Consider the following 26,203-nt stretch of genomic DNA (forward strand, 5'->3'; position numbering starts at 1 on the left):
AGCCAGGCCCTGCTTCACCTTGGCGTCTGATCTGGCATCGAAGCTGACTCAGGCCATCCTCTGGATGACCTTGAATGTCGGCGTTCAAAAGTCATAACGCATCCCTACATTGACGCTGCGCGGAGCACCCCAGGTATAGAACAAGCCTGCCGCCGTAAAGTTGGTGAGCCCGGCCATGTACTTCTTGTCCAGTGCATTGTTCACGTTCAGGCTGAACGACAGATGCTTGTCGACTTGATAGCGCGCCATCAGGTCCAGCACCGCGTAACCCCTCTGCGACAAAGTGGCGGCGCTATTGCTCATAGACGTCTTGCCTTGCCAACGTGTGGCGGCTCCCACAGTCAGCCCACGCAAGAAGCCTGCGTCGAAACGATAGGTCGTGCCCAGCTTGAACTGGTATTTGGGATATTGACTGGCGCTGGTGAGTGAGCTGCTTTGCTGCACCAGGCTGCCCTGTGCCTGCCAGCCGCGCGCGAGCTCGCCCGCCAACTCCAGCTCCCAGCCACGCCGCGTGGCAGAAGAGACCGAACGATAGGCCGTATTGCCCGCTGGAGTGAGATCACCGCTTTCCTCTGCAGTGTTTTCCGTCTTCATCCAGAAGTGCGCGATGCTGGCGTTCAAGCGCTTGTCGAAAAACTCCCCCTTGGCGCCAATCTCATAGGTGTTGCCCTGCTCCGGTGCCAGTGTTGCACCCCGTGCATCCTGAGCCGTTTGCGGCTGGAAAATGTTGGCATAGCTTGCGTACAGCGACACGTTCGGCTGCACCTCGTAGACCAACCCGGCATAGGGGGTGATCACGCCGTTTTCCTTCATGTCATAGTTCCACCAGTAGGGTGTGATGTCACGCTCTTCAAACCGCGTCACGCGCAACCCCGTGATCAGTTGCAGAGGATCCGCCAGTCGGAAGCGCCCCGCTGCATAGGCATAACGCTGCTTCTGACTGAATTTGTTGTTGCCATAGTTCAAGACACTGAAGTCGGGCTGAGGCAGCACAGCGCCTCCTTGTGCCATGTTGATGCCGAGATTGCCTAGCGGCACCAGATTCAACGCATTCAGCGGCAACTGCACATTGCTGTGAAAGCGCGATACGCCCGCACCTGCCAGGAGCTCATGCGAGCGCCCCAGCAGCTCGAATGTCCCCTTCACATCCAGATTGACGCTCCAGTTATCGGTCTCCATATTGCGCCATCGACCAAAGCTGGCGCGGTCCTGGTCGTAGAAGTAGCCAGCCTTCATATCGTCCATGGAGACGTTCTGATGTGAGAACTTGAGCGTAGCGGCCCAGTTATCCGCCAGTCTCTGCTCCAGGCTGCCGAAGATATTGAGGCCTTTTTGCGTATATCCCCCCCAGGGGGCGCCGGTGTTGAACGAGCGGGGCAACCACGCAACCTCAGCTCCTGAGCGCGTGTAGCGCTGGATCGGTTGCGTGGTGCCAATGCCTTGCGCCTCGCGTTCGCGATAGGTCATGCCAAGGTTGAGGACTGTGCCAGGGGTGATGTCCGCTTCAAGTGCCCCAAACAGCATCTTGCTGCGGCTCTTCTCATGGTCGCGGAAACCACCGGCGTCCATGGCGGAGGCAACCAGACGCCCCCGAACCGTGCCCGCCTCGTTCAGTGGGCCGCTCACATCGGCCTGTGTTCGATAAGTATCCCAACTCCCCACATTGGCGCGCACGCTGGCCTGAAATTCGCGAGTCGGTCGTTTGCGGATCATGTTGACTGTGGCGCCGTAGTCACCCTTGCCCACCACCAGACCGGATGAGCCTTTGAGGACCTCGATCCGGTCAATCTCAGCCATGTCGTCGAGCGAAAACATGGTGCTGGTCAGGTAATACCAGCCGCTGCTCAGTTGTGCCATGCCGTCGGTCTGCAGGTTGACCTTCGCCCCGCGCGCTTGAAAGTCGGTGGCGTTGTTCTGCCTGTACACGGCGATGCCGGGGGTCTGCTCCATCACATCGGTCAGGGTCTCCAGCTTGAAGTCATCCATGCGCTGACGCGTCATCACGGTCACGGACTGAGGTGTCTCGCGCAGCGAGAGGTTCAGTCCCGTTGCTGTCCTGCTGGGACCGGTCTGGGTGTAACTGCCCATACCCTCGGTCACGCCGTCCCTCTCGAGCTGAGCAGTCACAGTGACGGTGGCCAGGGATGAGGAATCATCGTTTGGCGCGATGGCTTTGATGACCAGACCTCCGCCTTGAGGGATCGCGACCAGACCACTTCCGGCCAGCATCTGCTCCGCCGCCTGCTTGAGCGTGAGCGCTCCATGCACGGGACGCGCTGTCTTGCCGGCTACCAGCGCGGGAGCAAACCCGATGGAAGTGCCAGAGGCTGCTGCCAGCTCGTTAAGTGCGCTCCCCAAGGGCTGGGAAGTGATCGTGAAACTGATGCTTTTGGCATTCTCAGCAGCGGATCGCGCCTGCGCAATCACCGGAGAGAGGACGGCCAGGGCTGCGGCCAGAGCAAGAGGAGCGGGCTGAAAATGAGGCTGCGTGAAGCGCATGGAGAGGGATTCCGAACGTCGAGTAATGAATGAAAATAAAACTCACTACTCTTTAAGACGCATCAGATCACCAGAAATACACCCCTAGTCCGAAGAAAATTTGAAATTCCCGCATCGAGCCTGAAAGTGCTCAAGGCGCGCTGGCGATTTCGGTCTTCCCAGATGGTTCGCTGACCAGCTTCACGGGCAGGATCTGAGTCAGCATGCGCGCAAATTCCCCGGGTCTATCAATCTGATAGCTGCCGCCGATGGTCATTGCAGCGACCGCCGGGTCGCGAATCTCCAGACCCGTAGACCCGTAGCGCTCCAGTTCAAACAATGCATCCGCCAAGGCGGTGTTATCAAAACGCACCAAGCCCTTGCGCCATAGGGCGACACTGCCGGGAGCAACACTGGCCACCTGGCCTAATACGCCGCTCGATGACACCCTCAGCCCTTGCCCTGCCAGCAATTCGACAGGCAGATCAGCCTTCGCGTTGGCGCTGCTGTAGGAACTGGCGACCTGTACATGGCCCTTCTCCACCGAAACATTGACAGCCCCGGCATCGGCCCCCTGGTTGCGATAGCGAACGGAAAACCGTGTACCCAGCACCGTGACACGCGCAGGCCCAGCGAGAACATGGAATGGCTTCTTGGGATCGGCAGCAACCGAGAACATGATTTGTCCATCAGCAATCCGCACCTCTCGGCGGTCGCGGTACATGGTGACCTGGGCCTGCGTGTCGGCGTCCATGGCGAGCTCGGTGCCATCTGGCAAGGTGACAAGTTTTTGCTGCCCCTTCTGCGCAACATAGCTGCTCTCGAATGTCGGCTGCATCCATTGGTGCCATCCAATCCCTGCAGCAAAGACCGCAGCACAACAGGCAGCGACCAAGGCAGAGCGCGGCTGCATCCAGTTCAACAGAGCGCCGGCGCGCGCCCATCCCTCCATCGCCTTCGGTTTCGCAGGCCCACTGGCAGACTGCGCAGAAGTTCCACCACCGGCAATGGCTTCGCGCTCGAACGAGGATCGCGCTTTTGCAACCATGTCGGAAGGAGCAGAACGCAGCACCGCCATGTCTTGCGTCAGACGACGAAATGCCGCGTCATGTGCCGCATCCTCAGCCAACCACTGACGCAGGGCTTCATGCTCGCTCTCGCTCAAGCCTTGCTCCCAGCGAGAGTGCCATTCGACGGCCGCCACCTCTACCGGATTCTGTCGACTGAAAAAATCCGCAAGCTCGCGCGCTTCCTCAGCCTCGTCAAAGGAGGCTGGCACATTGCGCTGGGATGCAAAAGAGTGACTCATCTTATGGATAGGGATGCGCGGGGCGCGGCAAGAATTCACCCTCGGCGAAGCAGCTACGCAAAACGAACGCAAATTCGCGATCACTCGACATTATCAAGTTCCATTCTGCGCGCAGCACATGCAAGTTTTCCACGGCTGATGTACTGATTCACCATGCTCAGCGACACTCCCAGACGCTCTGCAATCTCCTTGTTGGGCAACTCATCGAAGATGTACATGCAGAAGGCATCACGACACCGAGGCGGCAGCCCCTCGATAGTGTCAAGATACGCTTGAATGCTCTGGGACGATGCATAGGCATGCTCGGGCTGCAGATGCAGAGGGCTCGCCGGCTGATCCAGCTCCTCCAAAGAATCGATACTTTGATGCTGGCGCACCTCAGCCCGTCTATCCATATCGATTTTGGCGCGCAAGGCCACCTGCCTCAGCAGTGCACCTGGCTCAAGAATGACCTGCCCCTTCTGCTGCATGGAAAGCACACGGGCATAGCTTTCCTGCGCCAAGTCAGCCGCAGTATCGCGGTCTCTCACTTTGCGCATGCAGAAATTCAACAGGTCTCTGTAGTAGCGGGTCAGCACGATCCAAAAAGCCAGTAGCAAGAAGTGAGGTCGAACGTGCGCGGCGATAAGACAACCTTGGAGCCCTGGCGCAAAGAGTTGCGATCAACTACACGGCAAAATTATAGATTGTTAATGCGACTTATTCTCAATAAATGCATGCGATGTGATGCGAGCCATAGATACGGATCAGCCCGGCTCCATTCGACCCAGCCTTGATCGGCATGTCTGTGCCCACTGCCGACAGCAAGTAGCCAGAAACAGCCGTCAGGGTCGATGAGCAGAAATTCAGCTCATGGCCGAAAACTCCATCTCACTTGCGAGTCCGAAATCAGGCGCAGGCTGATGCTGCGCTCACGTCAGCCGCTTGCTGGCCACGGCATCGGGCCGGGGGCTAGGCCAGGCTGCTTAGTGAACCCACAGCACCTCAAACTGCTGGCGGGTTGAAGCGATCTGTATCGACGCCTCATCCCCTTCGCACTTGCCCAGCACCGCCCTGCCCAAAGGCGCTTTGCTGCTGATGACCTGAATGGGATCTGCGCCGCTGCCCAGCTTCATATTCCCGCCATCCGGTCCGAGAAAGAACTGTTGTTGCTTGTCGTCCGAATCCACCAGACAGAACAGCGCGCCGAGCTGAATCCCTTTGCTGGCGTCGTAGGGTTGCGGGCGGAACTGGCGCCAATCAGCCATCGCCTGGCGGATGGCTTCTGCGCGACGAGCTTGGCCGGTAGCCAGGTAAGCAGCTTCGAGACCCAATGTGTCGTACTTGTTCTCGGCGATGTTTTCCTCATGAGTCGCAGCTTCATGGGCAGCCATAGCGGCCTTCTCGGCCTGCAGAAGGTCCTCCGCGAGCCGTTCCAGCACCTGCTGCCGCAACAACAATTTATCCATAGCGAAAAGAGGCATCTCGAACAAGTTGGGGGGCCTCGATTATGAAGGGCCTGTTCACCGTTCGACGCTTCCCATTGGCTAGGTCAGCGCCTATTCACAGGCCGATAAGCCGCAATGCGCCATAGGCCTCTGAGACTCAAAATTTATAGCTGGCTGCGCTTCTATATATTGATTTCAAATACATTTGATATTGAAACCAATGTTAGACATACGCAACCAGCTCCACTATTGATAGCTTTTGTCGATTTTCAGGCCATGGCACGAGGCGCAAAGCAGCTTGCGGCAGGCTTCTTTTTAAACCGCTCTCAGTGCTGAATATTTGCCAATGCAGACAACAGATGGCGCTTGTGGTTGTGAGCCCAAGGGAATGATCCTGAGGCCCCATATTCCGCTTTCAGGGGCACGACCGCCCTCACGCTCCATCGGGGATGGTTGGCTCCACCAGGAGGGCAAGCAATTGCAGTGATTCCTGCCAGCCCAGATAGCAGGCCTGCTCTGGAATCATGTCGGGAACGCCTTCCTGCACCACATGCAGCTCGGTGCCGCAAAAGACCTCCTTCAGATCAACGGTGGTGATCATCTCGCCGGGTAGGTTGGCGTCCTCGAATCGATCGGTATGGCGTATGCGTCGGCCCGGTACCAGTTCCAGAAACTCACCGCCAAAGCTGTTTTTGCTGTTGGCGGAAAAATTGATGAAGCTCATGCGGTAGCGGCCGCCCACGCGTGCGTCAAATTCATGCACCTGCGCCGCGAAACCATGCGGAGGCAGCCACTTGACCATGGCCTCGGGGGTCGTGAAGGCCCGATAGACGCGTTCGGGCGGAGCTTTGATCACACGGTGCAGTCGAATGGTCTGTGGCATGCGAGACTCCTGAAATAGAGGCCAGCAAGCTTAGCCCTCATCACCGCAGCTGGCTACCAGGCTTTCTTGGATGTTCATCAGCCGCCTCCTCGGCGCAACGCCATCACACCTATCCCACCGACAGGCCGCTTCGGCTCCGGCCCCCACAAACCTCATGCAAGATTCGCCGACATTAAGCAGATGGCTAACCATGGCGCGCAATGACGAGATCGTCGTCGATGCCACCGACATCAACCACGAAGCATCGTCCAATCTATGGTGCTTTTCTCCGGATGATGAGGAGTCTCTGGGCATCACCGCAGAAGCCCTTGCCGATTTCATCGGGCAGGTCGTGGCAGCCAGACAGGAGCAATTGAGTGGAAATGCGCCCATGCTTTTCTATTGCTGGCATGAGGCACAGACCAGGCAGCTGCGCTTCAGCCTTGTATCCGCCGCGCATGGCCGGCTGCCTTTCGGCTGCGCCGTCGACCCTGGAGCGAAGCTTGCATCCATTGCCGCAGATATTGTCGAAAAGGACTGGCTCAATGCCGAGTGGGGCCAGCCCGGGCCAGACCAGGCTGCGCCCGATGGCCGCTGTGAGGAGCCGGCGTTGAGCTTGGCCGTGTTCGTCGCCCATCTGCCATAGCCTGATCTTCAGGCGCATGTTCAGGCTCTTCGCAACCCGAGCCGCTACCGATCTGCACACACGGCTGCCGGAATCCTGGCAGCGTTCCCCATACGGCCAGAGGCACGGAACATGGCACACTGTGGCGAACATCGGCGATTGCCGCATTGCGCATCGCCGCCTGTCGCAGCCTCATGACAACGGCCCCGGGGGTTCGTATGGACAAAGGCAAATCCGGCGCCAAAGCGGCGTTTTCAGCTCTCGCAACCCCGCTCGTCGACTCGGCAGTCGAACAGGCCCGGGACATTGCACGGGTACCTGACGTCGAGGGGATCCATCAATTGCGCGTCACCTTGCGCAGCCTGCTGACGCTGTGGTGGTTTTACCGGCCCCTGATGAAGGCACGAGAGTATGCACGGCAGCGCAGCAGCCTGAAATCGATTGCCAGTGCAGCAGGCATGGCCCGCGATTACGACATTTTGATCGAGCTGCTGAGACGTAACGACAAATGCAGCGCGGCCGGCATTGCTGCCCTAGCAACCGCTCGCGAATCCGCTCTGCAGGCTGGCCGGGAAAATCTTTCGCCCCCTCACCTGCAGACGCTCTTGCAGGAAGCTCTGGTGCAAACGTCGGCCAGCTTGGGCCCCGAGTGCGGTCAGCTGCGACTGCGAGCTCTTGCGCAGGCACGGGTCGCGCAATCAGTGAGACAGCTGCGCCGACGCATCAAGCGGGCGATCACCTCTGGCAGGCCAGACCTAGAAGGCTTTCACGATGTCAGAAAGGCCGGCAAGAAAACACGTTATCTGCTGGAGCTGTTCGGGCCTTTGCTGCCCGCAGACCATCGCCGCCTGCTCAAGCGGCTGCAGAAAATCCAGCAGCCGCTTGGCGAGCTCAATGACCTTGCTGTTAGCGAAAGCCTGCTCAGGCAGAACCCGCGCCTGATCCTTTCTCCGGATCAGGCGAAAGAAATAAGACGCTGGCTCAGAAAGAAACGCAAGCACCGCCTGAGTGCCCTCGCCTGCTTGCTGCGCAAGGATCGGACGCTCAAGCAGGCTTGAGCGCTCATGACGGCGCCGTTATCAGTCCCAGACAGGAGCCAGGCCCTCGGGGCTGACTTCACGGCCGTTGCGCTCCAGCGCCGCGATCAGCGCCATGTCATCGGCGTCCAGCTTCAGATCGCGCGCCAGCAGGTTGCTGGCCAGGTTTTCGCGCTTGGTGGACGACGGAATCACCGCATAACCCAGCTGCAGCGCCCAGGCCAGTGCCACCTGCGCCACCGTGGCCTGATGCTTGGCCGCAATCTGCGCCAGCACCGGGTCCTTGAGCACCTTGCCGTAGGCCAGCGTCATGTAGGAAGTGACCTGAATGCCCTGCTCCTTGAGGAAGGCCGTCAGCTTGCGGCCTTGCAGATAGGGGCTCAGCTCGATCTGGTTGGTGGCAATCTCGCCCTGGCCCACGGCAGCGATGGCCTGGCGGGTCAGCTCGATATTGAAGTTGGAGATACCGATCTGGCGGGTCAGGCCCTGGGCCTTGGCTTCGGCCAGGGCTTCCATGTACTCGGACAGCTCCACGCCGTTGCCGGGTGCGGGCCAGTGGATCAGGGTCAGATCCACATAATCGCAACGCAGCTTCTTGAGGCTGTCCTGCAGGCTGGGGATCAGCTTGGCGCGGCTGTAGTTTTCGGTCCAGATCTTGGTGGTCACAAACAGATCGCTGCGCGCCACACCGCTGTCTGCAATCGCCTGGCCGACTTCGGCTTCGTTGCCATAGATCTGGGCTGTATCGACCGCGCGGTAACCGACATCGAGTGCGTTGCGCACGGAATCGATCACGACCTGACCGTTGAGGCGGAAAGTACCGACGCCGAAGGAAGGAATATGGCTCATGAAATCACTCCTGAATGAGATTGAGGGCTGCAGCCCGTCCGGAGCCTGCATGTCTGCTGGCCGTACCGGCTTTCCCGATGCCTGAAGTTTGCCGCGTTCATATTCGCGGATTAAGCCTTGTATTTCACAAATACTCTTGAAACCAAATCAAATATAGAACCAGAATCTTGCAGCAGCGGTCACCAATTTTCATGATCTCTGACCACTGCACACGCCTGGCACGACTTGAACGCCATGCCCGCTGCGGGAAGCAGCGGAGCATTGGTCTAAGCGCCATCGGCAATCACTGGCGCCAGTTCCATGGAGGTGAATCCGGCAACACGCCGTTGACCAGGGCGAACAACAGAACCACGGACAGGTTTCCGGCGCGGTGTCCTCGATTAATATTTGCAGATCAAGCTTGGCCTCCCCCATTTTTCTTGAACCGAATTCAACAATGAAGACCACGCTCGACGAACTGCAGGCCTTTGTGGCCGTCGTGGACACGGGGTCCATCACGGCCGCGTCCGAACTGCTGGGTCTGACGATTTCAGCCACCAGCCGCACGCTGGGGCGGCTGGAAGAAAAGCTGCAGACCACGCTGCTGCGCCGCACCACCAGACGCCTGGCGCTGACCGAGGAAGGCACCACTTTCTTGCAGCATGCCCGCGCCATTCTTGCATCGGTCGACGAAGCGGAGGAGCTGATGGCCGCGCGACGCATGCGTCCGGCGGGAAGGTTGCGTGTCGATGCAGCCACGCCCTTCATGCTGCATGTGCTGGTGCCGCTGATTGCGGGATTTCGTGCGCGCTACCCCGAGGTGGAGCTGGAGCTGAACTCCAACGAAGGCATCATCGACCTGCTCGAAAGGCGCACCGACGTGGCATTCCGCATCGGCGTGCTCAAGGACTCCACCCTCCATGCCCGCCCTGTGGGCATCAGCCGCATACGCGTGCTGGCCAGCCCTGCCTATCTCAAGCGCCACGGCATGCCCGCCAGTCCGGCACAGCTCAACCAGCACAGCCTGCTGGGCTTTACCCAGCCCGAATCGCTCAATGACTGGCCGCTGCGCGATGCCGACGGCAACGCCGTGCACATTCGCCCGGATATTGCCTCCTCCAGCGGCGAGACGCTGCGGCACATGGCGCTGGCCGGCTTGGGCATCGTCTGCCTGTCGGACTTCATGACCCGCGCTGACCGCGAGCAAGGAAGTCTGGTGCAGCTGTTCGGCAAGCAGACGCTGGATATCTGTCAGCCCATCAATGCGGTCTACTATCGAAACACCGCACTCGCGGCGCGCATCACCTGCTTTGTGGACCATGTGGTGGAAACGCTGGGCAGCCGCCCCTTCGAGACCTGAGCCGCCCGAGCCGGCCCCGCGGTTGCCGTATCTGTATTGTGATGAGGCTGCGCAATGGGCTGGCAGCACAGCACTTGCAGCGAGGCTGTGCCGCAGCAGCAGGGCACGCCATGGCTGGACGGCAGAATCGGGCCTTCCGCCTTGCCCTTCAGCCCTTGCCGTCATCGTGGCGCTGGGTCGCCTCTTTGGCAGCTTCTGACCTCAGGCTGCCGGGATCAGGGCCCAGGTATTTGCGTATCACAGGCCGGTTGGCTGCGGGAACTCCGGCCGCGCCCGTATGATCCGAACCCCTATGCCTCAAAACACCGCCCAAGCATCCTCCTCGCAACATGGATTGCGCGCCCTCTGGCGCCAGCGTGGAGCCGGTGCCTGGCTGCTGTGGCCGCTGTCGCGACTCTATGGATTGCTGCAGGCCTGGAACGCCAGGCGCATGCGCAGCCGCCAGCAAAGCACGGGGCTGCCGGTCATCGTCGTCGGCAATGTGATTGCAGGCGGCGCGGGCAAGACCCCCGTGACTCAGGCCGTAGTGGCCCACCTCAAAGCCAGAGGCTGGCAACCGGCCATCATCTCGCGCGGTTATGGCCGCAGGATCGAGAACGGGCAGGATTGCCGCGAGGCCCTGCCGGACAGCCCCGCCAGCGAAGTCGGCGACGAGCCCGCCCTGCTGGCGCGCAGCACCGGCGTGCCGGTCTTTGTCGCCTCCAGGCGCCTGGAGGCAGCGCAAGCGCTGCGCCAGCGCTACCCGCAGGTCGATGTGATCGTGAGCGATGATGGCCTGCAACATCTGGCCCTGGCACGCGATGTCGAGCTGTGCGTCTTCAATGATGAAGGAGTCGGAAACGGCTTTCTGCTGCCCGCAGGCCCGTTGCGCGAGCCCTGGCCCCGCCCAGTGACGGCCACATTGCATGTGGGCCAGCCGCCCAGGCCGCCGGGCACGGCCCCCACGTTCGCGCTGCAGCGCAGCCTGGCCGACACCGCCTACAACGGCCATGGCCAAAGCATCCCGCTGCGCAGTCTGGCCGACCAGAGCCCGGAGGCCGTGGCCGCCGTGGCACGCCCCGAGTCTTTTTTTGCCATGCTGGCCGCCCAGGGCATCACTGTGGCAGCAACCCAGGCCTTGCCCGATCACTATGATTTCGAGAGCTTCTCGCGCAAGCTGGGAAACGACAAACCCTTGATTTGCACCGAAAAAGATGCCGTCAAGCTCTGGCGCAGGCATCCCGAAGCCTGGGCCGTGCCCCTGCAGCTGCAGCTGCCGCAGGCCTTCTGGGAGCTGCTGGACGCACAGCTGGCCAAGGCCAACGCCAATATTCGCCGCGATGGCAAGCCAGCCTGACTATCATTGAGCCTATGGATCGGCCTCGGCTGATCACCCCTTTTTTGCAGCGCCAGCCCCCTGCTGGCGCCCTCATCCCGTTTTGCAGGAATATTCCATGGACGCCAAACTTCTCGAACTGCTGGTCTGCCCCGTCACCAAGGGCCCGCTGCGCTTTGACCGCGAGCATCAGGAGCTGATCAGCCACAGCGCGCGCCTGGCCTACCCCGTGCGTGACGGCATCCCGGTGCTGCTGGAAAACGAAGCCCGCACCCTGTCCGACGACGAGCTGGAAGAAGAAAAGCAATAAGCCATGAGCTATACGGTACTGATCCCGGCCCGCCTGTCCTCGACCCGCCTGCCCGGCAAGCCGCTGGCCGATATTGCCGGCCTGCCTATGGTGGTGCGCGTGGCCCAGCGCGCGGCCCTGGCCGGCGCAGCCCGCTGCGTGGTGGCGGCCGACGACGAAAGCATCGTGGCGGCCTGCGCCCGGCATGGCATCCAGGCCATCCTGACGCGCAAGGATCATCCCAGCGGCAGCGACCGTCTGGCCGAAGCCTGTGCGCAACTGGGCCTGTCCGGCGACGATGTGGTCGTCAATGTGCAAGGCGACGAGCCGCTGATCGACCCCAAGCTCATTGAGGCCGTGGCGCAACTGCTGCTGGCCCGCCCCGAAGCCAGCATGGGCACGGCCGCCCATCCTATTGATAGCCTGACGGATTACCGCAACCCGAATGTGGTGAAGGTTGTCTGTGACGCCAAGGGTCTGGCCAGCTATTTCAGCCGCGCGCCCATCCCTTTCTCGCGCGACCACGGCGACGAAGCCTGGTGGCAGACGGCAGCCCCCAAGGCCGGTCACACAGGTTTCACACCGCTGCGCCATATTGGCATCTATAGCTACAAGGCTGGTTTTCTGCGTGAGTTCCCTCAACTGGCACCCGCGCCGACCGAAGCCATGGAACAGCTGGAGCAGTTGCGCGCCCTCTGGCACGGCCACCGCATTGCCGTGCATCTCACGCCCGATGCACCGGGTGCCGGCGTAGACACGCCCGAAGACCTTGAGCGCGTGCGCGCCGTTTTTGCTGGCTGAGTAAAAGACCTGCGCACTTTGGCGACACCGGTCCGCAGGCCGTCTTCATTCAGGGCTGCTCACGCATCAAGCCGGCAGCAGCCCTGCCGGCGCACGCCACCTCAAAGGGCCCTGGGCCAGTCCAGGAAAGCGCTGATCGCTATACTTTCCGCATAGTCCGAATAGCATATGTAACGGCTTCGGCACCTGGATTACAACTACAGCAATCGCGTTTGCAGCGGATACATGCCTTCAATTGGCCGCACTTGTGACAGCCTTGACTGAATTGTGTAAGCCTGTGTTGGTCTTGTGCGTGCTATCCTTGCCCGCGAAAAAATACGGCCCGGGGACTACGGACGACCACCCGTCTGCCTGGGCCAGCAAGAATTTCTACTCTCCTCAAGGATTTCCATGAAACTGATTTTGTTGGGTGCACCCGGCGCCGGCAAAGGCACTCAGGCGGCCTTCATTTGCCAAAAGTACGGTATCCCTCAAATCTCCACGGGCGACATGCTGCGCGCCGCCGTCAAGGCTGGCACTCCTCTGGGTCTGCAAGCCAAGGCCGTGATGGACGCCGGCCAACTGGTCAGCGACGATCTGATCATCAACCTGGTCAAGGAACGCATTGCCCAGCCCGACTGCGCCAAGGGCTTCCTGTTTGACGGCTTCCCCCGCACCATCCCCCAGGCCGACGCCATGAAGGCCGCCGGCGTGAAGCTGGACTATGTGCTGGAAATCGATGTGCCCTTCGACGCCATCATCGAACGCATGAGCGGCCGCCGCAGCCACCCCGCCTCGGGCCGCACCTACCACGTCAAGTTCAACCCACCCAAGGTGGAAGGCAAGGACGATGTGACCGGTGAAGACCTGGTGCAGCGCGAAGACGACAAAGAAGAAACCGTCAAGAAGCGCCTGGACGTCTACAGCAACCAGACCCGTCCTCTGGTGGACTACTACAGCAACTGGGCCAAGGCCGACGCAGCAGCGGCCCCCAAGTACCGTGCCATCAGCGGCACAGGTAGCGTGGAAGAAATCACCGAGCGCGCTCTGGCCGCTCTGGCTTCCTGATCGCCCTGATCACTCGCTCATGGAGCCTTGCCGACTTTTGGCGGTAGGGCATCTTTGGGAAAAAAGGCCGGTGTCTTCACCGGCCTTTTTGTTCTCGAACCTCAAGCTCCCTGCCGTTCGGCCGGAATCCATCCGATGCGGGCAAACTGCACCGAGGTGGAGCTGCAGCCATCAATATTCATAGCTATCCGCGCTCATAATCATTAGTTTTTAGATAAGAAACATCATAAATTCCAGGTAAAACGTAGGATAGTAGCTCTCCGAATAAGAGCATCAACCCAATGCGCGAGGCCAACCCATCAGCTCCAGCATCAGGCTGATTCTGGCTTTGGCCGCAGGCAGGCTGCTCACATGGTCGTCCTGCGTTCCCTGAGCCTGCACCACCGGCCCCTCCTCGCACCGGGTCGTGATGCACAAAGCCAGGCCCTGCACCTGCGCCCAGTCCAGGGCTGCCCCCAATGCCTGATGGACCGTGCCATTGCCGGTGCCCACCACTACCACGGCACGCACGCCTGCCGCATGCCAGGCCTGCATCACCGCCAGCGCCACGGCACTGTTGCAGCCCGCATGGCTGTGCAGCAACTCCACCTGAGGCCATTGACCTGCGGGCGGTAAAGCGATTGCAGGCAAGCCAGCCGCAGCTGCCCTAGGCAGCCCGAGCGTTGCCCAGCGCACCTGTCCCTCTTCCACCCAGCCCTGCGGGCCGGTGCCACTGCCATCAAAGGCATCCACACGGTAAGGATGCACCTTGCGCACCTGGCGGGCGCTGAACACCCTGCCCGCCACCACCGCCAGCACGCCCCGGCCAGCGGCCTGTGCATCGGCTGCGCAGGCCACAGCATCACGCAGATTGCCGGGCCCGTCGGCGGAGATGGCTGTGGCCGGGCGCATGGCACAGGTCAGCACCACGGGCTTTGACGGACGCAGAACGCATTGCAGAAACCAGGCGGTCTCCTCCAGGGTGTCGGTGCCGTGGGTGATCACGATGCCGCTCACATCATCACGCGCGAGCAGCTCGGCACAGCGCTGCGCGAGCGCATGCCAGGTGGCGTGATCCATATCCTTGCTGTCCAGCTGCGCCAGCTGCTCCGCCTGCAGCGACGCTGCAGCAACGCGCTCCAGGTCCGGCACGGCCTGCAGCAGTTGAGCCACGCCCAGCTGGGCCGCGCGGTAGCCCACGCTGGTGCCGGCCTGCTCGGCGACACCGGCAATCGTGCCGCCCGTGCCCAGGATGACGATTTTTTTGTCACGTTCCACTTGCAGTCCTCTTTAAACTGATTAAAAATACAGGTACTGGATGAACACACAGTATTCATCATCGATCGATCAAGGAATGCCCATGGACCACCCCAAGCTCACTCCCCGCCAGCAGCAGATTCTGGACCTCATCCAGTCCACCATCGCTCGCACGGGTGCGCCCCCTACCCGGGCCGAGATTGCCAGCACCTTTGGCTTCAAATCAGCCAATGCTGCAGAAGAGCATTTGCAGGCGCTGGCCCGCAAGGGCGTCATCGATCTGGTCAGCGGCACATCGCGCGGCATTCGCCTGCGCGCCGACACCGTGCGCACCATCAATGCAGCACGCGGCGCCAGCTTTGCGCTGCCGCTCACGGCCCTGGCTCCGCTGGTGCTGCCTCTGGTCGGCCGCGTCGCCGCTGGCTCGCCTATTCTGGCCCAGGAACATATCGATCAAAGCTATTCGGTCGAGCCCAGCCTGTTTGCCGCCAAGCCCGATTACCTGCTCAAGGTGCGCGGCATGTCCATGCGTGACGCCGGCATCATGGACGGCGACCTGCTGGCGGTACAGGCCACGCATGAAGCGCGCAACGGCCAGATTGTGGTGGCCCGCCTCGGTGACGACGTCACCGTCAAGCGCTTCAAGCGTACGCCGCAGGGCATCGAGCTGCTGCCCGAAAACCCCGACTACAAGATCATTCACGTCTCGCCTGAAGAGCCATTCGCCATCGAAGGCCTGGCCGTTGGCCTGATCCGCAACAGCATGTTCATGTAGCGGCCAGACGGCCTGTCGGCACCTCCCGGAGGTGCATCAAGCCTCTTTCCCTCTCGAGCCCAGGTGGTAGGCGCGAAGCTGCTGAGCTTCGCCCTGGGCGGAGCTTCGCCTGAAGTACGCAATCCTGCCCTTATCCATGCCGCAAGGTCATCAAGAGGAGTTGTCAAATGGGATTCGCCACATCACTGCAGTCTTTGACTCGCCGGACACTGAAAAGCCTATCGTCCTTGCATCCTCCTGGCGACACGAGCACAGCTGCCACGGAAACCGCCTCCTGCAAGGCTCATCGCCCCAAGGCGGCACAAATCAGTATTCCGGTCATGCGTGCCAATCGCGGCCGCAGCCGCCTTGGCAGCCGCGTGCTTCATCCTCGGGCCTTGCCCACCACCTCGCCCATCGCCGCCGAGGCGGCGCAGCCCTCCTCTGCACGGCTGCTCAAAATCGTTCAGCGTGAACCACGCAAGCAACCCGAATGCCTGCTGATCTCCGGGCGCATGGCCGATGTCTGCGCAGCATTGGAACGCATGGTTCTCAATGAGCAGGCAGCCCGGCAAGCATGAAAGCACGACGGGCTTGGGATCACTGCGCTCATGCGGCACAAGCGCGATTCGCGACAGACCTGCAGTTGATGCAGCAAAGCTTCCATATGCCCGCCTGACTGGCTGATTCGCTGTGGCCGCAGGCGTCCTCTCAAGTTTCTGCCCCGTTGATCGACAGATGGCGCGAGATGCCACTGCCGCCAGTACCGCGACGAAAAACCTCATTTCGTCGGCGCAAAACGATCTGGATCGCCATGTAAATTTTTTGCCGGACGTTCAGGCTGCTCCTGCCTGCAGAAACGCCTTTTGCAGCAGCCCGCAAACGACAAAACTCCTTGTCAGGCGCGAATATCCGCCATCGCAGTACCCGGATCAGGGTATTGCGGCCCCTCCTCGACAGTGGAAACATTCATACACACATGTCAACGAGGGCGTCCTATGAGTGCCTACCGCAAGCTCTTGCAGCACATACAGGCCAAAGACGCCAACGGCAACCTGCGTCTGATTCTGGTCTATCAGAGTTTTGACGAAGTCGACATGCCGCATGGCGTCTCCATACGCCCGTCTGCCATTTACTTCGAAACCTCCGATCACCAGAAGGTCAACTGGCTCAATCCCCAGCAGTTCGAGATGGAAGCCACCGGCGAGATCCTCAATCGCGTTCCTGCTTCACCGGAGGAATAAGCCAGCACGACACCGTTGCCTTGACCTGGGCAGAATTTCCCTCCGTTCATCGCCCTGCTCCAGACAAGGTTCTGAACATTGCGCAGCCTGAAATATTGGAATAAATTGGCATTCAGGCACATCTTCCGGTATCAGGAGATTGAACATGTTCAAGCACCTGCTCATTCCCACCGATGGCACCAAACTGTCCGAGGCAGCCGTGCGGGCAGGCATTCTGCTTGCGCGTGAGCAAGGCGCCAAGGTGACCGGCCTGTATGTCATGCCCGATTACCGTGCCATCATCTATGGCGCGGATGCCCTGCTGACCTATAACAGCGAGGAATTCGAGCGCAGTGCCAACAGCGATGCCGATGCGGCCCTGCAATTCGTTGACCAGATCGCCAGGCCTGAAGGCGTGCCCTGCAACTTCGTGCGAGTCACTCACGCTTCTGTCTACCAAGCCATTGTTAAGCAGGCCCAGGAATTGCAATGCGACCTGATCTGCATGGCCTCCCATGGCCGCAAAGGCATAGGCGGAATCTTGCTGGGCAGTGAAACCCAGCGCGTTCTGACGCACAGCCATGTCCCGGTGCTGGTGCACCGGCCCGCCTCAACCGGCAAGCACTAAGGAGCGCAAAATATCAGGCAGCGGATCTATCGTTGCACGCATGGACGCCGGCCACCGATAGACCATGACTGCTCAGCAATGCAGGCCAGCCAGCCTAAGCCGCCGGCCGCACCCGATGGGGCAACCTGTCGACCGTTCAAACGCGTCAGCAACAGTGCAAGAGCGATAAACGGCAACCGAGGCTGAAGCCTCTGCCAACTATTCAAATGCATTGACTGTGTGAGCTGCAGAACGGAATCGAAGGGACCCCGAAACTTGCCCGCCTTGCGCGGGCATTTTTTTGGGTGCTAGGCACATCGTGCCGATGTCTCACCCAAGCGCTCTCGTTGCCCGGGCAAGGTGAACAGGATCTGGAGATTCTGCGAATCCATTTGCTGAACCACGATGGAGCCGTCTTCGTGCAGATAGATCCGCACCGTCCGGTCATCGTCCAGATCCCAATGTGCCACGCTGGTATTCACGCCTCGCCAGCCATGCTCCTCGCACAGACGGCGCCGACGCAAAGCTCTCAGGAACTCCTGTGAAGCGCCGAGCTCCGCGTTGACATGCACCCAGCTGTCGATCACCAGCTCATAGGCCATCTGCTGCGTATTGCACGGCTTGGCCATCTTCATGTGCCTGATCCAGGCATCCAGACGGGAGGCAAATGTGTATTGCAGGTGGTGAGGCATGAGTTTTCTTGAATTCAATAGCGCACCAGGCTAAATCGCCATTTGCACATCACTTTCAGAATTTTCCTACGCACAATTTACCCAAAACTTCGTCTGAAACAAAATACACATCACCAATAGGCTCAGGGTTTAAGGCTGTCAATAGCTGGATTAAGAGAGCAGGCCCGGTGAAACCCTAGGAATCTGCGGTCTCGGGCTGCCGTATCCATCATGTCAATGCATCGATGGACGCCTCGACCATGCCTGCCTGCGCCCTGGTCGGTCCTGGCTTTATCTGCTCAGTCGTGCGCACTGAAGCGTTCCAGGGCAATCAGCTTGTGCGCGGTGGCTTCATGGATGGGCGATCCGGCAATGCGATCCGGTTCAGCAGCCAATAACGACACTGCCCCCACGACTCAAGGCAGCGGCATGAGGAGAAAACGGCTGGATGAACCCAGCGCCGTCTGAGTCAAAGCCCTTGGTCGCAGCACCCAGGGTCAGCGCAGCTTGGCCATGATTCTTCTTGCTCGAATCGAGACAGGCAATCGAGCGATTCATGCCGCGAATTCTGTTCGCGAACATCGACATACCACCCGTTTTGGTTCGCTTCTCGGCCCTGGAATGCAGAGTGGATTTCCACATCTGCACAGGCCTGACTCAATTGACAAAAACTATCTTTTCACTCCGTTACTTAGCACGCTTACTTCATCAAGAAAAGATGACAGCCGCACCGGCAAAGTGCTGCCTCCGGGCTTCCTGCAAGCTCACAAACGGGATCAGAGCTATCCATCGGAGCGATCTGTAAGTGCCTACATACTTACTTACATCCGCTTGATACAACATCACTCAAATGCAAAGAAATGTCAGCTCGCAGGTTCTGCGGCATGTGGTTGAGCAACTGGGAGTGTGAACATGAGAAAAGTTAATCCTGCCGCCAAGAACGCGAATCGCGCCTTTGTCCGGCTGCACACGTATGTGACCAAGCAATTCGACTGGGATATCTTCACCAAGGACTACCGGGTCGTCCTCAACACCGACGAAGACGGCGGCGTCACGCTCTTCATCGTCAAAGTCTTCGACAAGAACGGCCAGCCCGCTGCGCTGGGGCCGAAGATCCCTAACCAGATTACGTTTTCTTACCGCCAGGCTCCCATCATGTCGGTATGGACAGAGTTCTTCAATGACGGCAAATTCAGCTGGCGCAATGTCTCCTGCCGCTAGGGCGCAGTGGAGGGAGATGGCGGCCCGGCTGTCTGCATAGACGCCTGCCGCAGCGTCAGGGGCGCCATCCTGTCCAGAATCTTCAGGAGAGTTGCATGACCCGCTTCCAACCGATGCTTGCAACTGCTGCCCTGCTCAGTCTCATGACCGTACATCTCAGCAGCTCAATGGCTCAGGCCGCCTTCACGACGCCGGGCGGCTACTCCAACTCCTACAGCGGCCAGATCACCGGCAATGGGGTTGTGCAATACGGACTGGAAACGCGCCCCTTCCAGCGCATGACCGTCACGCTCAACACCAACAATCCGTCCAGCCAGATGAACATCTTCAAGGACGGCAATGCCCAGCCGCTTTGCGCAGGCTCGGCCAGGCAAAACATCTGTACCTTCCGCGTCGAGAGGGGTGCCAGCTACCGCGTGCTGATCTTTCTCACACGTGACGCCGCCCAGCGCGGCGAGAGTGCACGCTTCACGCTCACGACCGAAGAAAGCACCTGACTGCTCTTACCGGCAGCTCTCGTGCGTCCGGCATCCTGACCACCGTCAATTTCACCTCGACCTGCGGCTTGTAAACTGGCTTCACCAGATTCAAAGTGAAAGCCCGTTACACGATATGGAAAACTTTCCCAAGGACATCTACACCGAGCCCACACCCGATGTGAACACCCTGGCCAATCTCGGCCCCTTCACCGGCATGGCCGGCATCTGGACCGGCAGGCGCGGCCTGGACATCAATCCCAAGGCCGACGGCCCCGAAAAGCAGGCCTTCATTGAGCACATGGAACTGCAACCCATTGATGCGCAGACCAATGGCCCCCAACTCTTCTACGGTCTGCGCTATCACACGCGCATCGTCAAGCCCGACGACGTGGAAACCTTTCACGACCAGGTCGGCTACTGGCTGTGGGAGCCCGCCACCGGCAACATCATTCAGACCCTGAGCATCCCGCGCGGGCAGACGGCCATGGCCACGGGAAAAACCACGGCAGACGCCACCAGCTTCACCCTCAAGGCCGTGCGCGGCTCCACGGTCAACGGCATCTCCAGCAACCCGTTTCTGGAGCACGCCTTCAGAACCGACGCCTATACCATCACCGTCACCAAGCACTCCGACGGCACCTGGTCGTACGAGCAGGAAACCACGCTCACCATCCCCGGTCAGAGTGAACCCTTTGCCCATACCGACCGCAACACCCTGCACAAGATTGGCGAGCCCACGCCCAACCCCACGGCAAGAGCTGCAGTCGAGATCTGATGGCGAATAGCCCGGGCGTTGTCGCAAGCGTCGCGCACGCCCCGGGCACCCCATGCAGCGAGGCATTGCGCTGCTCGATACTTGCGCAGCACGGCCTCAGAGCAATGATGCAGGGCCGACGGCCTTGCGCAGGCGCTCAAGCAGCGTCCGAGCCAGTTCCGGATCTTCAAAATTGCTGGGTTCCTGCCCTGATATCGGCAAGGTCCTCATGCTGCGAGCCTGCAGATTCTGCACCTGGGCATCCAGCGGCAAGGGCTTGCCCTGGCATTGTGTCAAGCGCCGTGCTGGTGCCTGACCCAGCAGATAGTTCATGACCGTCAGGTCCACGCACTCGGTCTGATAGACCATCAGGCCATGGCTGCCTTCGTTCTTGACATAAACCATGCTGGTGGCCGGCAGCTGGTCAAAGGTCTCCATGGCACCGGCCAGCGGTGTGGGCACGTCGAACTCGCTTTGCACCATGAGCATCCTGGCGGTCTTCAGACTGGCGATCGACGGCTTGGAGAACTGCGCCTGTCGTTTCCAGTACAGGCAGGGCTGGCCCGCAATACGGTTGTTGGCTATGGGCAGCGTTCGCGCCAGCTCGAAGCCCTTGTTGACCCAGTAGACCGGATCTCGCTCCAGCAAGAGTTCGTCGTTGCAAACCACCGTATTGAAGACCGAGTCGGAGTTGTCCGCAGAAAACGGCGCGGCCGCTGTCCAGTACTGCGGATCGTTCAACATCAATATCCCGCTGCCGATGCTGGAAGCCTTGTCTGGAATGCTCGCATCCACATCAGGATCACCGGTGCTGACCTGAATGTTCTGCAACTGGTTGGCAATGTCGGAAGGCTGCATGCCATTGCGCAGATAGCCGCTCGCATCCATGAGCATGCGGGCATAGAGAAGCTCGCTGGCAATCGTGTTGGGCTCGGCCCGGAAGCTGCTCTGCACCAGCATTTGATTCAAAGGTGGCGCGAGCCTTTTCAGCCTGTCCACAATCTCCTGCGTGCTGGTGCCCATGCCCAGGCTGCTGTTGTGGCGCGCGGCATAGGGAGCAATATGGTTGGCAAAGCTGTGAATCTTGCCTACTTCGTAGCTGATGCTGGCCGCATGAATACTCTGGCTGAAGTTCATATTGCTGTCGACGACCATCGGGCCGACACGCTCGGGAAAGAGGCCCGCATACCAGAAGCCCAGCCAGGTTCCATACGAGATGCCGTAGTAATGCATTTTCTCGTCGCCGAACAGATGGCGCATCAGATCCATGTCACGTGCCGTGGCATCGGTATTGATGAAATCGGAGATCGGGTTCTTCTGGCAGTTGACAGCCATGTATCTGGCAGCATCGCTGATTCTGCGGATGTTCTCTGCGTTCTCTCCATCCGCCGATGGATCCTGCGCATAGACCTGCTCGTTGCCGCTGCACAGCAAATTGGTACTGGCTCCCACCCCTCTGGGCGAGAACCCGACGAAGTTGAAGCTTTCACTGACCTTTTTGTACATCGCGCCGAGGGCGGTATTCGGGTTGCCGCCGGCAAGCATCTGGGAATATGCCAGGGACAAGTTGAGGCCATCGCTACCGGGCCCGCCGGGATTGAAGAACAGATGAGGCTTTTTGTCGGGAGCATCGGCGGTCTGCACCCTGAGGGCCGAGACCTTGATCTTCAGTCCGTCGGGCTGTTTGTAATCCAGCGGAGCCTCGATATCTGCACACTGCAAACGACTGCCGAGCTTGCTGATGTAGCGCTCGGAGCCTTCCGAGGAGTACTTCGAAAAATAGGCATCGCAGCTGCCCCAGCTCAGCTTCTGATTCTTGTATGTCGCCAGCGGATCTTTGGTTTCTGGCTCCACATCGGAGCCGCCACAAGCCACCAGCAACGCGGCCAGCGGTATCAGCCCCAACCATTGCATCGATTTCATTGCTCTCCCTCTTTCTTTTTGAAAAACCAAGGCAAGAGCAATTACATATTTCAGGGTAGATACGGACAATCACTGGAATCAGGTATTTGCTGAAAGCAATCCAATGTCACAACTATTTTCTTAATAGCTATCAGCGATTTATTTACGGAAGATCAATCCGCTTCCCCATAATTTTTCACCTCTTGATTTTGGTCAAGATACTGCATGAATCAACACTCCCAATCTTGCATTGGCTACGTCCGAGTGTGAGTATGGAAACGGCAATCGGCCCATTTCATCTGGCAACCATATGCGCGCTGGAGCGCAAGGAGGCAGACATGTTCAAGCATATTTTGATTCCTACGGATGGTTCGAAACTCTCCGAAGCAGCGCTGCACGCAGGCATACAGCTGGCCAAGGAGCAAGGCGCGCAGGTAACCGCGCTGTACGTGATGCCGGACTACTCCGCCATCATCTACGGCGCCGAGGCACTGATGTCGTACAACTCTGCCGAGTTTGACAAGAGTGCCCAGAAGGAAGCCGACAAGGTACTGCAGACTGCGGTCGACATTGCTGCAGCCACGGGCGTGGAGTGCAAGACGCTGCGGGCGACCGGTATCTCCGTCAACCAGGCCATCATCAAAACAGCCCAGGAAAACCATTGCGATCTGATCTGCATGGCATCGCATGGCCGCAAGGGCATCGCCGGCATTTTGCTGGGCAGCGAAACCCAGCGCGTGCTGATTAACAGCAGCATCCCGGTGCTGGTGCACCGCCCCTGAGGGCTGCGCGGCAGGCCGGCAAAGCGTACGTCTGTAGCACCGAACACGGCCAGCTGGCCCACGAAGAGAGCACCGGGATGCGGGACGAAGGAGTATGGCAAAGCTCAGGCTCGGACTGAAAAGGCCATCTGTCGATGGCCTTTTGCGTTGGGCAAGCTTCAGTTCGCCGTGACCAGATCCACCGAAGTGGGCGAAATCCTGAGGCGTCCGACCAGATCGGAGGCTGCGGCATAGAGCTTGTAGCCGCTTCCACGGACTGCCTGCATCTCGATGATCCAGTCGCCTTCGGGGGCGATCAGCTCGACGCCGGAATCCACCAACTGCCCTTGCGCGTTCATGACGAGCGGATGGAATTCTTCGTCTTCTTCAATCTTGGCCATGGCCAGGCCGATACCGGCAAGGCCCTGCGAGGAAAGCTTGTACTTCACGACCAGGCGGCCCTGTTCATCCTGCAGCGCATAAAGCATGCCATCAGCTTCGCTACCATTTTCGTCAAGCATCCTGACAGGGATCATGAACACCGTGTCCTCATCGTTTTCGGGCAGCATGGTGATCACCTGCCCATCGAGATGCGGCCAGACCTGGGACTGAGGCAGACGAACTTCATTGCCGTTCACACCCAGCTGCTGCATGGCCAGTGCCACGCCGTTTTGCGTGAGCACGGCATAGCCCCGGTCAAAGACACGGCCCAGGCCCGGCATATTGCTGCTGACCAGCGCACTGAAGGCATTGCCGCTGAGCACCGGGCTGGTCACAGTGATTTGCGGCATCAGCGAGCTGCCGGCAAAAGCGGCATAGGCCTGCACAAAGCCTTTGATAGGGGCAGAGAAGTCCAGCTCCGCGTACTGCGCCAGCAGGCGAGAGTTCAGCGTGGAATAGCGCGGGAAGTACATCATCAGGCCGTAGGCTTCGTCCTCGCCGCCATCCTTGTGAATCACCGCACGGTCGAATGCAGTGCGAATGTCCTGCTGCATCGAGCGGCTCAGCAGATTGCGCGCGGCAAGCTCATTGACCCAGGAAAGCACGTCCACCAGATCAAACTGCGTGTTGAAGATATTGGTCTGGAAGTCCTCGGCATTGCGCCGTGCCGCAGCCAGTTGCACCCAGGTGTCGAGCCCGCCGCTCTGCAGCGACTGATGCAGGCTGGCAGCAGCCTTTTCCAGCACGGCAATCAGAGCCGGGATCTGCTGGAGGTCGGTCACCGCATAGGCCGTGAAGTCGAGCGAGCCATTCTGTTGCTTGTAGGTGTCCACGATGGTCTTGCCCAGGGCATCGCCCCTGGCCAGGGGGTTGTCCACCATGTACTGCACCAGTCTGGTCCAGTCCCAGCCAGTGGTCACCTCTTCCGAAGCCACCAGATAGTTGACATAGGGCTGTAGCGAGGCAGCCACTTCCAGGCTGGACATAAGGCAGGCGTCAAAGCCCAGCAGCTCCAGCCTGACATTGGCCTGCTGGATTGCACTGGTGATGTCCTTCACGCTCATGGATTTACCACCGCCATATGCCTCGTCCCAGCCGAATCCCGCGACCGGGCCGCCGCCATGGTTCCAGAGCGTCAGCGCATATTGCTGAGCGGGGTACTGGCGTGCTCCCCACTGAATGAAGTTGCGCAAGGTATCGGCCTTGTTCATGGCCACCTGGGCACCTGGCTGCTCTGCCTGAGGCAGTCGCTCCAGAGTCCAGCCCCTGCCATTCGAAGGGGCTGAAGCAGGAGCCAGCCGGTAGCGCACCGTCTGCGTCAGGTCGACACCAGCCACCGAGCCTGCAGCCGAGCCGCCGCCGACCTGCAGAACCACGTTGATGTCCTTGCTGCTGGCCGCTGCCAGCATATGGGTGAGATCGCCCTCCGCGCTGGCAATCAGATCCGAGGCAACCAGATAGACCAGCATCGTGGTTTTTGCGCGCGGCCTGTCACCATCGCCTCCGCCGCAGGCGATCAGCAGCATCGTGAGCAACAACATTCCCCACCATCGAATCCATTGCATCGCCGTCTCCCATTACTTTTTGAAATATTCAATGAATAGAAATTACATCTTTTGAGGTAGACAGCAACAATCACTGGAATCAGGTATTTGGCAGCGCAAACGGATCCATCCATCAGTCCGTCAAGGCCCAGAGCGGCGGCACGCCCGTTCCTTGCCGTCCGTCCCTGCAAACAGGATTCACATGCATGTTCCCAAAGAAGGAGCAGGCCAAAGCACTGATGAATAAAGCGCCTGCAGCTATCAAAATTGATCCGACAGGCGCCATAATCATCGCGCAGGGCAAAGCGCGAATGAGCCTTGCCAGCAATCCAACCGGCCCCAAGAAACCCATGAATCGCACCGAATTTCTGCAACAGCCCGAAGTGGCTGGCTTCACCGACTGGCTCGCAGCCACACTGCCGCAGCGACAGATTCAGCTGGACATTCGCGCCTCCACCTATGTGCCCAAAGGCTTGAAAGCCACCACCTGCTTTGCCGACCTGGTGCCTCACCACTACCGCTGGCGGGCGACCGGCCTGACAACGGGCGACTGGGCCGAGTCGTGCGCCAAGACCGCAGCCCTGTCTGCCAGGCTGCGCGCCGCCGTGCAGGCCGGCGATGCCGCAGCCACGCTGGCCGCCTGCAGCGATGTGCTGGACTGGGGCGGCGAGCGCAACCCCAAGGAAGGTGCACGGCCCTTTCTCGTGGGCCTTGGCAACCACATCAGCCACTACATTGCCCAAACCCACCAGGAGATGGCGCTGGGCACGGCCAATCTGCGCAGCGGCTTTCCGACGGTACAGCTCATGAACTCCATGCTCACCAAGGTGCATGCGTTCTATTCGACAGAAGGTCTGCCCATCTATGACTCGCGCGTCAGTGCCGCAGCGGCTGCGCAGGTGGAATTCTGGCGTCGCCACAGCCGCACACGCCAGTTGCCCGACACGCTGAGCTTTCCCCTTGCCGGCGGTAGCCAGAAGCCCCAGCACAAACTGGCTTGCCTGTTTGACCAGCCACCGTCGCCGGGCACCCTGCTCTACACCAGCCAAGGCACTCCCCAGCGCTGGGCCGGCGCCAAGGTCCGCTTGGCCTGGGTCATGGCCGAAACCCTGCGCAAGACCCCGGGCCTGTTTGCCGCCCAGCCCGATCGCATGCGCGCCATGGAAGCCTCGCTCTTCATGGTCGGCTACGACCTGAACTGCCTGGCCTGAATGGCAATTCCGCTGACTGCC

General features: G+C 60.0%; 28 protein-coding genes. 17 read left to right on the forward strand and 11 right to left on the reverse strand.

Translation table 11 applies throughout. The annotated features are described in order from the left end of the window. Positions 1-84 precede the first annotated feature (84 nt). The 5 genes from ACLBXN_RS19190 to ACLBXN_RS19210 all read right to left on the reverse strand — a co-directional run bounded on the left by ACLBXN_RS19190 (position 85) and on the right by ACLBXN_RS19210 (position 6,097). On the reverse strand, positions 85-2,499 hold the full coding sequence (locus ACLBXN_RS19190) for a TonB-dependent siderophore receptor (protein WP_447613200.1): 2,415 nt from the start codon (positions 2,497-2,499) through the stop codon (positions 85-87). Between the two features lie 130 nt (positions 2,500-2,629). Continuing rightward, the gene (locus ACLBXN_RS19195) at positions 2,630-3,787 is read right to left on the reverse strand and encodes a FecR family protein (RefSeq protein ID WP_447613201.1); all 1,158 of its coding nucleotides are present in this window, start codon (positions 3,785-3,787) and stop codon (positions 2,630-2,632) included. 80 nt (positions 3,788-3,867) lie between these two features. Next, positions 3,868-4,365, reverse strand: a complete 498-nt coding sequence (locus ACLBXN_RS19200) for an RNA polymerase sigma factor (protein WP_029158488.1) — start codon at positions 4,363-4,365, stop codon at positions 3,868-3,870. A gap of 387 nt (positions 4,366-4,752) precedes the next feature. Next, the gene (locus ACLBXN_RS19205) at positions 4,753-5,235 is read right to left on the reverse strand and encodes a GreA/GreB family elongation factor (RefSeq protein ID WP_447613276.1); all 483 of its coding nucleotides are present in this window, start codon (positions 5,233-5,235) and stop codon (positions 4,753-4,755) included. A 412-nt stretch (positions 5,236-5,647) separates the two neighbouring features. Continuing rightward, positions 5,648-6,097, reverse strand: coding sequence for an SRPBCC family protein (locus ACLBXN_RS19210; RefSeq protein WP_019042959.1), 450 nt, complete (start codon positions 6,095-6,097; stop codon positions 5,648-5,650). A 70-nt stretch (positions 6,098-6,167) separates the two neighbouring features. Here ACLBXN_RS19210 and ACLBXN_RS19215 point away from each other — a divergent pair, with 70 nt between their 5' ends. Continuing rightward, positions 6,168-6,722, forward strand: a complete 555-nt coding sequence (locus ACLBXN_RS19215) for a hypothetical protein (protein WP_447613202.1) — start codon at positions 6,168-6,170, stop codon at positions 6,720-6,722. Positions 6,723-6,919: 197 nt separating this feature from the next. Next, positions 6,920-7,759, forward strand: coding sequence for a CHAD domain-containing protein (locus tag ACLBXN_RS19220; RefSeq protein WP_447613203.1), 840 nt, complete (start codon positions 6,920-6,922; stop codon positions 7,757-7,759). A gap of 21 nt (positions 7,760-7,780) precedes the next feature. Here ACLBXN_RS19220 and dkgB read toward each other — a convergent pair whose 3' ends face one another. After that, the gene (gene dkgB, locus ACLBXN_RS19225) at positions 7,781-8,587 is read right to left on the reverse strand and encodes a 2,5-didehydrogluconate reductase DkgB (RefSeq protein ID WP_447613204.1); all 807 of its coding nucleotides are present in this window, start codon (positions 8,585-8,587) and stop codon (positions 7,781-7,783) included. 436 nt (positions 8,588-9,023) lie between these two features. On the opposite strand from dkgB, the gene ACLBXN_RS19230 reads away from it, so the two are divergent. From ACLBXN_RS19230 to adk, 5 genes are all read left to right on the forward strand, one after another. Then, complete coding sequence (locus ACLBXN_RS19230; protein WP_447613205.1) at positions 9,024-9,926, forward strand: LysR substrate-binding domain-containing protein; 903 nt, start codon at positions 9,024-9,026, stop codon at positions 9,924-9,926. A gap of 292 nt (positions 9,927-10,218) precedes the next feature. Then, complete coding sequence (gene lpxK, locus ACLBXN_RS19235; RefSeq protein ID WP_447613206.1) at positions 10,219-11,262, forward strand: tetraacyldisaccharide 4'-kinase; 1,044 nt, start codon at positions 10,219-10,221, stop codon at positions 11,260-11,262. A gap of 97 nt (positions 11,263-11,359) precedes the next feature. Beyond that, positions 11,360-11,551, forward strand: coding sequence for a Trm112 family protein (locus tag ACLBXN_RS19240; RefSeq protein ID WP_003054006.1), 192 nt, complete (start codon positions 11,360-11,362; stop codon positions 11,549-11,551). Positions 11,552-11,554: 3 nt separating this feature from the next. Further along, positions 11,555-12,331, forward strand: coding sequence for a 3-deoxy-manno-octulosonate cytidylyltransferase (gene kdsB, locus ACLBXN_RS19245; protein WP_447613207.1), 777 nt, complete (start codon positions 11,555-11,557; stop codon positions 12,329-12,331). Positions 12,332-12,721: 390 nt separating this feature from the next. Then, on the forward strand, positions 12,722-13,378 hold the full coding sequence (gene adk / locus ACLBXN_RS19250) for an adenylate kinase (RefSeq protein ID WP_003054002.1): 657 nt from the start codon (positions 12,722-12,724) through the stop codon (positions 13,376-13,378). A gap of 273 nt (positions 13,379-13,651) precedes the next feature. Here adk and ACLBXN_RS19255 read toward each other — a convergent pair whose 3' ends face one another. Continuing rightward, positions 13,652-14,635, reverse strand: a complete 984-nt coding sequence (locus tag ACLBXN_RS19255) for an asparaginase (RefSeq protein WP_447613208.1) — start codon at positions 14,633-14,635, stop codon at positions 13,652-13,654. A gap of 82 nt (positions 14,636-14,717) precedes the next feature. Between ACLBXN_RS19255 and lexA the strand changes: the two genes are divergently transcribed. The 4 genes from lexA to ACLBXN_RS19275 all read left to right on the forward strand — a co-directional run bounded on the left by lexA (position 14,718) and on the right by ACLBXN_RS19275 (position 17,219). Next, positions 14,718-15,389 (forward strand): transcriptional repressor LexA, encoded by a 672-nt coding sequence (gene lexA, locus ACLBXN_RS19260; RefSeq protein WP_029158456.1) that lies wholly within the window; start codon positions 14,718-14,720, stop codon positions 15,387-15,389. Between the two features lie 167 nt (positions 15,390-15,556). Next, on the forward strand, positions 15,557-15,949 hold the full coding sequence (locus tag ACLBXN_RS19265) for a hypothetical protein (RefSeq protein WP_447613209.1): 393 nt from the start codon (positions 15,557-15,559) through the stop codon (positions 15,947-15,949). Between the two features lie 417 nt (positions 15,950-16,366). After that, positions 16,367-16,612 (forward strand): hypothetical protein, encoded by a 246-nt coding sequence (locus ACLBXN_RS19270; RefSeq protein ID WP_019042785.1) that lies wholly within the window; start codon positions 16,367-16,369, stop codon positions 16,610-16,612. A gap of 145 nt (positions 16,613-16,757) precedes the next feature. Continuing rightward, positions 16,758-17,219, forward strand: a complete 462-nt coding sequence (locus ACLBXN_RS19275; protein ID WP_211458942.1) for a universal stress protein — start codon at positions 16,758-16,760, stop codon at positions 17,217-17,219. Positions 17,220-17,506: 287 nt separating this feature from the next. On the opposite strand, the gene ACLBXN_RS19280 is transcribed toward ACLBXN_RS19275, so the two are convergent. Beyond that, entirely contained in the window at positions 17,507-17,833 is a 327-nt protein-coding gene (locus tag ACLBXN_RS19280; RefSeq protein ID WP_447613210.1) for a hypothetical protein, read from the reverse strand. Positions 17,834-18,114: 281 nt separating this feature from the next. Here ACLBXN_RS19280 and ACLBXN_RS19285 point away from each other — a divergent pair, with 281 nt between their 5' ends. Further along, the gene (locus ACLBXN_RS19285; protein ID WP_447613211.1) at positions 18,115-18,267 is read left to right on the forward strand and encodes a hypothetical protein; all 153 of its coding nucleotides are present in this window, start codon (positions 18,115-18,117) and stop codon (positions 18,265-18,267) included. Here the strand turns inward: ACLBXN_RS19285 and ACLBXN_RS19290 are convergent. Beyond that, on the reverse strand, positions 18,254-18,427 hold the full coding sequence (locus ACLBXN_RS19290) for a hypothetical protein (RefSeq protein ID WP_447613212.1): 174 nt from the start codon (positions 18,425-18,427) through the stop codon (positions 18,254-18,256). The two genes, ACLBXN_RS19285 and ACLBXN_RS19290, sit on opposite strands and share 14 nt — an antisense overlap. A 354-nt stretch (positions 18,428-18,781) precedes the next feature. Here ACLBXN_RS19290 and ACLBXN_RS19295 point away from each other — a divergent pair, with 354 nt between their 5' ends. The 3 genes from ACLBXN_RS19295 to ACLBXN_RS19305 all read left to right on the forward strand — a co-directional run bounded on the left by ACLBXN_RS19295 (position 18,782) and on the right by ACLBXN_RS19305 (position 20,344). Beyond that, the gene (locus ACLBXN_RS19295) at positions 18,782-19,090 is read left to right on the forward strand and encodes a hypothetical protein (RefSeq protein ID WP_019042789.1); all 309 of its coding nucleotides are present in this window, start codon (positions 18,782-18,784) and stop codon (positions 19,088-19,090) included. Between the two features lie 95 nt (positions 19,091-19,185). After that, positions 19,186-19,587, forward strand: a complete 402-nt coding sequence (locus ACLBXN_RS19300; RefSeq protein ID WP_407713392.1) for a DNA breaking-rejoining protein — start codon at positions 19,186-19,188, stop codon at positions 19,585-19,587. A 115-nt stretch (positions 19,588-19,702) separates the two neighbouring features. Continuing rightward, entirely contained in the window at positions 19,703-20,344 is a 642-nt protein-coding gene (locus tag ACLBXN_RS19305; protein WP_447613213.1) for an FABP family protein, read from the forward strand. A gap of 96 nt (positions 20,345-20,440) precedes the next feature. On the opposite strand, the gene ACLBXN_RS19310 is transcribed toward ACLBXN_RS19305, so the two are convergent. Beyond that, positions 20,441-22,246, reverse strand: a complete 1,806-nt coding sequence (locus ACLBXN_RS19310; RefSeq protein WP_447613214.1) for an alpha/beta fold hydrolase — start codon at positions 22,244-22,246, stop codon at positions 20,441-20,443. Between the two features lie 317 nt (positions 22,247-22,563). Here ACLBXN_RS19310 and ACLBXN_RS19315 point away from each other — a divergent pair, with 317 nt between their 5' ends. Beyond that, positions 22,564-23,007 carry a universal stress protein gene (locus ACLBXN_RS19315; RefSeq protein ID WP_447613215.1) on the forward strand — a complete coding sequence of 148 codons (444 nt, stop codon included), beginning with the start codon at positions 22,564-22,566 and terminating at the stop codon, positions 23,005-23,007. A gap of 158 nt (positions 23,008-23,165) precedes the next feature. On the opposite strand, the gene ACLBXN_RS19320 is transcribed toward ACLBXN_RS19315, so the two are convergent. Further along, complete coding sequence (locus ACLBXN_RS19320; RefSeq protein ID WP_447613216.1) at positions 23,166-24,968, reverse strand: clostripain-related cysteine peptidase; 1,803 nt, start codon at positions 24,966-24,968, stop codon at positions 23,166-23,168. Positions 24,969-25,321: 353 nt separating this feature from the next. Here ACLBXN_RS19320 and ACLBXN_RS19325 point away from each other — a divergent pair, with 353 nt between their 5' ends. After that, positions 25,322-26,182: a hypothetical protein gene (locus ACLBXN_RS19325; RefSeq protein WP_447613217.1), complete on the forward strand. Its 861-nt coding sequence runs from the start codon at positions 25,322-25,324 to the stop codon at positions 26,180-26,182. Positions 26,183-26,203 lie beyond the last annotated feature (21 nt).

The sequence above is a fragment of the Comamonas sp. C24C genome (genome assembly GCF_053345995.1).

Coding starts and splice junctions, on each gene's coding strand:
- ACLBXN_RS19190 (WP_447613200.1), bottom strand. CDS start 2,499: ATGCGCTTCACGCAGCCTCATTTTCAGCCCGCTCCTCTTGCTCTGGCC.
- ACLBXN_RS19195 (WP_447613201.1), bottom strand. CDS start 3,787: ATGAGTCACTCTTTTGCATCCCAGCGCAATGTGCCAGCCTCCTTTGAC.
- ACLBXN_RS19205 (WP_447613276.1), bottom strand. CDS start 5,235: ATGGATAAATTGTTGTTGCGGCAGCAGGTGCTGGAACGGCTCGCGGAG.
- ACLBXN_RS19210 (WP_019042959.1), bottom strand. CDS start 6,097: ATGCCACAGACCATTCGACTGCACCGTGTGATCAAAGCTCCGCCCGAA.
- ACLBXN_RS19215 (WP_447613202.1), top strand. CDS start 6,168: ATGTTCATCAGCCGCCTCCTCGGCGCAACGCCATCACACCTATCCCAC.
- ACLBXN_RS19220 (WP_447613203.1), top strand. CDS start 6,920: ATGGACAAAGGCAAATCCGGCGCCAAAGCGGCGTTTTCAGCTCTCGCA.
- dkgB (WP_447613204.1), bottom strand. CDS start 8,587: ATGAGCCATATTCCTTCCTTCGGCGTCGGTACTTTCCGCCTCAACGGT.
- ACLBXN_RS19230 (WP_447613205.1), top strand. CDS start 9,024: ATGAAGACCACGCTCGACGAACTGCAGGCCTTTGTGGCCGTCGTGGAC.
- lpxK (WP_447613206.1), top strand. CDS start 10,219: ATGCCTCAAAACACCGCCCAAGCATCCTCCTCGCAACATGGATTGCGC.
- ACLBXN_RS19240 (WP_003054006.1), top strand. CDS start 11,360: ATGGACGCCAAACTTCTCGAACTGCTGGTCTGCCCCGTCACCAAGGGC.
- kdsB (WP_447613207.1), top strand. CDS start 11,555: ATGAGCTATACGGTACTGATCCCGGCCCGCCTGTCCTCGACCCGCCTG.
- adk (WP_003054002.1), top strand. CDS start 12,722: ATGAAACTGATTTTGTTGGGTGCACCCGGCGCCGGCAAAGGCACTCAG.
- lexA (WP_029158456.1), top strand. CDS start 14,718: ATGGACCACCCCAAGCTCACTCCCCGCCAGCAGCAGATTCTGGACCTC.
- ACLBXN_RS19265 (WP_447613209.1), top strand. CDS start 15,557: ATGGGATTCGCCACATCACTGCAGTCTTTGACTCGCCGGACACTGAAA.
- ACLBXN_RS19270 (WP_019042785.1), top strand. CDS start 16,367: ATGAGTGCCTACCGCAAGCTCTTGCAGCACATACAGGCCAAAGACGCC.
- ACLBXN_RS19275 (WP_211458942.1), top strand. CDS start 16,758: ATGTTCAAGCACCTGCTCATTCCCACCGATGGCACCAAACTGTCCGAG.
- ACLBXN_RS19280 (WP_447613210.1), bottom strand. CDS start 17,833: ATGAAGATGGCCAAGCCGTGCAATACGCAGCAGATGGCCTATGAGCTG.
- ACLBXN_RS19285 (WP_447613211.1), top strand. CDS start 18,115: ATGGACGCCTCGACCATGCCTGCCTGCGCCCTGGTCGGTCCTGGCTTT.
- ACLBXN_RS19290 (WP_447613212.1), bottom strand. CDS start 18,427: ATGAATCGCTCGATTGCCTGTCTCGATTCGAGCAAGAAGAATCATGGC.
- ACLBXN_RS19295 (WP_019042789.1), top strand. CDS start 18,782: ATGAGAAAAGTTAATCCTGCCGCCAAGAACGCGAATCGCGCCTTTGTC.
- ACLBXN_RS19300 (WP_407713392.1), top strand. CDS start 19,186: ATGACCCGCTTCCAACCGATGCTTGCAACTGCTGCCCTGCTCAGTCTC.
- ACLBXN_RS19305 (WP_447613213.1), top strand. CDS start 19,703: ATGGAAAACTTTCCCAAGGACATCTACACCGAGCCCACACCCGATGTG.
- ACLBXN_RS19310 (WP_447613214.1), bottom strand. CDS start 22,246: ATGAAATCGATGCAATGGTTGGGGCTGATACCGCTGGCCGCGTTGCTG.
- ACLBXN_RS19315 (WP_447613215.1), top strand. CDS start 22,564: ATGTTCAAGCATATTTTGATTCCTACGGATGGTTCGAAACTCTCCGAA.
- ACLBXN_RS19320 (WP_447613216.1), bottom strand. CDS start 24,968: ATGTTGTTGCTCACGATGCTGCTGATCGCCTGCGGCGGAGGCGATGGT.
- ACLBXN_RS19325 (WP_447613217.1), top strand. CDS start 25,322: ATGAATCGCACCGAATTTCTGCAACAGCCCGAAGTGGCTGGCTTCACC.